Here is a 6,770-nt window from a genome sequence, read left to right on the forward strand (position 1 = left end):
GATTTGATCGATGCCATAAGGCCCTCTTCTGAATTGATCTTTGATAATGAGTCGATCGTTCGTATCCTTTATTGCCAGGTGTAAATTGTTTGCTTCTCTCCAGAAGGTAATATCCGCTAAATCTATACCTTCTTTGATTGAGAGAATATCTGTTGCAGTGTTGTAATGTTCGACGACAGTATCGACCCCATAATCTCGGCCAAATATATAGGTATTTTGACCACGATCTCCTTCTAGTGAGTCATTGCCCGCTCCTCCATCGAGGATATCGCCGCCATATCCAATTAGGTAGTCATCTCCTTCCGTAGCCTGTAGTAGCCTGGCTTGAATATCAGCTCTTGTCCAAACGGTACCATCGTTAAACGTGAGCTGGTCTATCCCATAGGGACCTCTTCTGAATTGGTCCTCGATAACAAGCCGATCATGGGTACCTTGAATAGCTATATACAAATTATCTTTGCTGAAACGACCCGTTCTACGCTGAAAAACAACATCTGAAGGATTGATGCCTGGCTTAAAGGCTAAGGTATCTATATCGGTGTTGTAGTTTTCAATAATGGTATCAACACCGTCATTCAGTCCAAATACGTAGGTGTTTTGACCACGATTTCCTTCTAATGAGTCGTTACCTGTTCCACCGTCAAGAGCGTCGCCGCCATATCCAATCAGGTAGTCATCTCCTTCGGTGGCCTGTAGTAGGCTAGCTTCAATATCGGTTCTTGTCCAAACGGTACCATCGGCAAACGTAAGCTGGTCTATCCCATAGGGACCCCTTCTGAATTGGTCTTTGATAACAAGCCGATCATGAGTATCTTTGATGGCTATGTATAAATCATCTTTGCTATTAGTTTTACGCCGAAGAGTAATGTCTGAAGGAGCAATTCCTGTCTTGAAAGTAAGGGTATCTGTGGCTGTGTTGTAATTCTCAAGGATAGTATCAATGCCATAGTTCAAGCCAAAGACGTAGCTGTTCTTATCTTTTCCTCCTCTGAGAGAGTCATTGCCTATGCTTCCGTCTAATCTGTCGTCACCATCCCCACCATCAAGATAATCGTCTCCATCTTGCCCATATAACTGGTCATTGCCCTTCTGACCATAGAGACTGTCATCGTCCAAGCCTCCTAAGAGCAAATCGCTACCTTCATCTCCGTATAGCTTATCCTTGTCTCTGCCTCCTTCAATCTGATCATCGCCTTTCCCACCTGTGAGAATGTCATTTCCTGAGTCACCAGAGAGGAGAATTTGAGTGGTGCCATCATATGTAATTTCGTTGCTGACTTTATTGCCAATAATTGACTCGATGTTATTTTCGTCACGTAAGGTGAGATGAAACTGAGAGTTCGCGTCAACAGCTGCGATATCAAACCCTTCACCACCATCCAAGTCGGCTAATGCATCGTCCTCATCAACAGTAATGGTGTCGTCACCTGCACCACTCTTGATAGTATCTATTCCTGTACCACCATTGAGGATATCGTTTCCGTTTGAACCCGTAAGAGTATCATCTCCATCGCCTCCATTGAGAACGCCTCCGGTACTATCGGCTCGAATGCTAAGAGAGTCATCACCGCTTCCTCCGGTTGCAGAGTAGGTTAAAGATGGATCAATGACTAAATCAAGGTCGCTGGCGGTATCATCAGCAATCAAAATATTGGCTTTGCTTTCAAAATCGAATTCGTTGAGTCCGCCTTCTAATTCCTCAAGCTTGACGCCATCGGGATTATAAGCGAAGGCAACATCAAAAATTTGAGAACGATTTCTATACTGAAATCCTAGTTGGGTGAAATAAGTTGAAGCTGAAACTAAATTACCTGCTACTTCAAAATCTTTTTGCTGGCTTGTTAGGGAAATATCTCCAATTCCATGTCGATATAAGGCCGACAATTCACCTAATTCCACACGATGATTGCCGTTACTATCAACCCAAACTCTGAGTTCCTCAAAGGAGGAATCTTGATAATTGAGTAGACCATCGTTGTTGCTATCCAAGCTGGTGATAGATGTAACCTCAGCTTGATTGCTCAGAGAGACGAACTCATTTAGCTCAGTGATACGACCGTCATCATTTTGGTCAATAACGAGTAAGCCGTCGAAAGGAGATACCCATCCAGTCTGTTCTAGATAATCGTCACTATCCAAATCAGACATTGCAAGGGAATCTTGAGCAGAAATAAGTTGAAGACCATTGCCTGTCAGATCGACAACCGCAAGTTTGTGGGAACTGAGCTGATAAGTATCAGGTACGTCTAGCTGAACATCTAGCGTTGCTTCTCCATCTACCAAAACAGGCTGCAAAGAAACTGAACCATCTAGACCTACAACAAGGGAAAAGTCTTCACCATTATCAAATCGAATAAACTCAATTTTGCTATTTTCCTCTACCCAGTCCTTTAGGGTGATCGTTATTGGTTGGGCTTCATTATTACTAGAATTAAAAGTAGGGGGAATATAAGAGACAGTAAGGACAAGATCCTTCTCATCTAGTTTCAGACTGTGTAGTGAGTTCGTTCCTAAAGCTAGAGTATCTATGCCACCGTCTCGGACGTTGCCTTCGGAGTTGCCAGTGTCATAGATCGTGGTGTTTAGCCCATCACCGAAGGAATATAGATAAGTGTCATTACCTGCACCACCGGATAGCGTGTCATTCTCCCCTGTACCTCGCAGAATATCCGACCCAATAGTGCCTTGAACGGTAGCATTATCTGTGTCAGAGGACTGAACGCTACCAGATTCAATTAATTTCCATTCTCCGGTTGAGTTGTCGAGGAAGTATTCCTGGTTATTTCCTAAGCGAATGAATTCAATTTTATTGTTGGCAGCGTTTTTGATTATTAGCTGATTTGCTACATTTCCAGGGGAACCTCCAGAATTCGTGATGTTGATAACTAAATCATTGCCACTCGATTTTAAATTTATGTCAGACAGTTGAATGCTACTGTCTAGTTCAATAATATCTATTCCTTCGATGTCTTCTATTGTGTCCTGACCGTCTCCTAAGTTAAAGCGATATACATCGTCCCCTTTTCCACCGCTCAGGAACTCTGAGGCTGTAGAAGACGTTAAGACGTCATCGCTGTCATCTTCTCCCTGAACGATTCCCCCGTTACCGTTGAGAAGTAGAGTGGTATCGTCTCCTTTGAAATAGTCTGAAGATTGAGGTGTATCAAGGTTTAACTCAGCAGCTCTCGATGAGACGTTTGCCCAATTCGCTACCAATTCATTCTCGATATTGACTGTACTATCTTCAACAACGATCTTGAATCGGCTACCATCGGCAAAACGAAGAACTTCTGGACGATTACCTGTAGCAACCAGCCAGTTGGAAATTACTTCTCCATTGACAATAAGATCGTTGCCGCTGAGGGATAGATCAACCTCAGAAGGCAAGGTATCCAAACCCAAATCCAGAATAGTCTTATCTTCTTCATATAGCTCCAGCGAAACTTGAGCTTCTTCATCTATGTTGATTGTATAAATACTTTCATCCGAAAAGCGAAGAAGTTGAATTCGATTTTCTACTTGAGTTTTTGCCCAGTTCCAAACCCTCTCTCCATCAATGATCAAATCGTTTTCATCAAGAGAAAGCGTAATGTCAGTTGGAGTCAGATTGGCTGAAACGGTTTTAATAATCTGCTCGTTCAATTCTGTAGGAACAAATCTATCCCAAGGACGAGAGCGTAACTCTACAATCCTTGCATCAGCATCTTGAATAGAGTTCGCTGCTAAGTTATCAATATACTCTTGATAGAGAACCGGGTTGTCTTTGTAAACACCATATTCCTTTGCAACTCTGAGATCCTTATCCAGGTTTTCTATGGTGCCATTCTTAGTATCAAGACCGGACAGAAAACGCTTTACGTAGAGGTCGCCTCCCTCGATCTGTGTTTTACCCAGCTGATAGACAACACCTGCTTCAATGGCCTTCTGAGCATCATCAAAACCGACTCGTTTGCGATAACTGCTTCCGCCAGGTGCGTCATCGTGAAGTTGGAAGACAAACTCCTCTAAGTAGTGACCGTAGTAGATATTCTCGACATTGACTAGCTGACCACCAACAGAACCTGCAAAGAACTGAAGAATATCTTTAGCTGCTTCGCCCATCTGTCGGGCAAGATCAGGACTGCCATCGTCGAGTTCATATGCAAACTGAGTCACATACTCTCCATCAGCAAGGTTGACGACGTATGCCGCACGAGGGAAGTCTTCATCGCCGAATAGGTCTCCTAAAAAGCCTCCTAAAAAGCTACCCGCTAGAGTACCTAAAAAGCTTCCTATTGGTCCTAGAAAGGCAAATCCAATCGTGCTTCCTAACGTGCTACCAATTGCTGTACCTTCATTTATCTGACTTTCTCCAACAACATTCCAACGAACAAGAGAATCGAATAACTCTGATCCGGCATAGGAGAAAGCATACGATTCGAGCGCCTTCAGATAGGAGCCGGCAAGATTTAAGCTGGTAATGTCTGAAACGCTTGATATCTCAAGATACTTTGTAGCAAATTGTGGAAAGTATTCGACAGCAACAGACGTAAATGCATAATCGACTATTGCTTGAGAAAGTGTGCTGACTCCTATTCGGGCAAGTGTATCTTCTATTTTTAGAGTTTTGATAATCGACTCTGACAGCTCTTGGCTTCCCAAGGTTAATGTAGTTGAAGTGAAATTACTTATAAAATTTTCAGGCAGAGTCAATGACTCTAATGATTTGGTACTGGAATCGGGATCTTCAAAAGCGATTGCTTTTTCAATCCAATTCCCAACAGTTGAACCAGCAGATCTTGCTAGTAATTGACTTCCAAAATTATCGTCTACAAGATAGCTAGCAACTTGTTCTCCGAGAGCAGCTCCGAGAAATATCTCGCTTGACTGGCGTTGCTCTGACAAGTACGGCCCAAGTGAAGTTAAATCGTCAAAATACGCCGCCAGTGGCACAATCGGTGCAGAAAATACGACACTGTCTACTCCATAGACTGACTCTAAAATCTCTGGGGACTCTCCGTTCTTTTCTTTAAGGGCAATGTGATAAAGAGCTAAATTATCATGAACGATTGTCTGGATAGCTCCGTTAATCCATGAGTCCAGTCTTATGAAAAGGACTGGAGATAGCGCTGCGGTGCCTGTTATTCCTATATCGTTGTGGTAGTTAGCGATAGCATTCAATGTGATATTAGGACTTTGAGATAACAGTAAATTTGCTCCCTCTGTAAAGTAAAGATGTTCAGTATTTTTTTTATAAACCTCATTTGTAGTCTTTACGGCATTCGGATCTGAAGCTTTCCTCAGATCTTCATTCGTAAGCCCCTGAATTTGCTCTCTCTGTGTTATCGATAATTTAGAGAGAGCTTTTTGCCACTCAAAATTGAGCTTGAGCTTAAATTGATCGAGCTGAAACTGGTTCATTTTCGGCTGATTCATTTTTTTCGATAACCTTTGCAGAAATTGCTCGAAGTGGGTTTCAAGGTGCTTCACAGCATCAACAATTTGTTTGCGCAGTGTTCACTTCTTAAGAAACGAATACTCGCTAAAGCATAAAGTGTGACTTTCCAACTATCCTACGAATCCGATGTGTGTTCCAATACGAATCCGACATAGATTGAATTCTATTAACAGCAACACTTGTTTATAAATATTCAATAAAACCCACCGTTTATAAAGAGTAACTGTCCTACCGCTAGCTAGCTCTTAATCCCCCTTGCAATTCTAATCAAGGAAGAAAGCAGAAGGAGCCAACTTTTATAAAATTGATATGAAGATTGATGCGGAAAGAATCATAAATACCAAAGAAGTAGTCTTTATTAATATTTTTTTCAAGAATCTCTCTCGGAATATGGGTGATCTGCACGTAAACAGATTTTGTGTATAGATTATCCATATGACTCAAGGAGTAAACACTCAACTTTTCAGAATAGGTAACGTTTCCCTGTAAAAACGATTGACTAAATATTCGAAATCGCATCTTCCACCTGCTCAGGTGATACCGCCAGATACTTCTGCAGCTCAGTCAAGCTCTTATGACCGCTAATCTCCTGAATTACCCGTAACGGAATGCCTGCATTGCTCAACCGAGTCAACGCCGTTCGCCTGAAACTGTGGGTACTGTAGCCTTCAAAACCCAAGCGATCGCACGCCTTTCGTAATGCATAATCAGCTGCCTGGCGAGTAATACAACCACGACGCTTTCCAGGAAATAGATACCCTGTGACTGGCAAACCCGACTTCTCCAACATAAGGGCCAACTTTGGATGAATCTTTACCTGGCGCGTATGCTTGCCACCCTTAGTCGTTTCCCGCTGAAATACGATGCAGTTGTTTACAATATTTTCTGCTCGCAGTTGCCCCGACAGCCAGTGTAGAGGCAGATCGAAAATAGCGTCCTTATGTGGGGCTCCAGTTCAGCAAACAGCTCATTCATTTTTTCATCGGTCCAAATTTCTGCCTGACCGTAACGATCTGACTTGGGCATAAGCCACTTGCTCAAACATAGTTTTTAGCAAATGCATTTTAACCAGATTTCAATGATTTCAGAAAAAATACCAAAAATCGCACTTTTTTATTGAGAATTGACCCCGGCAAATTTCAACTGTCACATGGGGGCTAACTCAATGTTTGTAAGTGTTTACACGGTTAACAGCGTTTACAGTTTCAGCGACAAAGGAAATAGCTGATGTCTTACCCGGCAACCGTTAACGCTGTTTACACTGTCTACACCATGAGCAAACCTATCGCCTCGGCTCGGATTCCCCATAGTTGGCATGACCAGATATGTGCGA

Annotated in this window: 2 protein-coding genes; both read right to left on the minus strand. The window is 42.6% G+C overall.

Annotation, left to right across the window (positions count from 1 at the left end; translation table 11 throughout):
- A partial coding sequence (locus DXZ20_RS38155; RefSeq protein ID WP_284681659.1) for a calcium-binding protein occupies positions 1–5,415 on the minus strand: 5,415 nt, incomplete at its 3' end.
- A 521-nt stretch (positions 5,416–5,936) separates the two neighbouring features.
- Positions 5,937–6,236: a tyrosine-type recombinase/integrase gene (locus DXZ20_RS38435; RefSeq protein WP_348918542.1), complete on the minus strand. Its 300-nt coding sequence runs from the start codon at positions 6,234–6,236 to the stop codon at positions 5,937–5,939.
- Positions 6,237–6,770: the final 534 nt, after the last annotated feature.

Origin of the sequence: Adonisia turfae CCMR0081, assembly GCF_011009555.1 — a bacterium.
GTDB classification, from domain to species: domain Bacteria; phylum Cyanobacteriota; class Cyanobacteriia; order Phormidesmidales; family Phormidesmidaceae; genus Leptothoe; species Leptothoe turfae.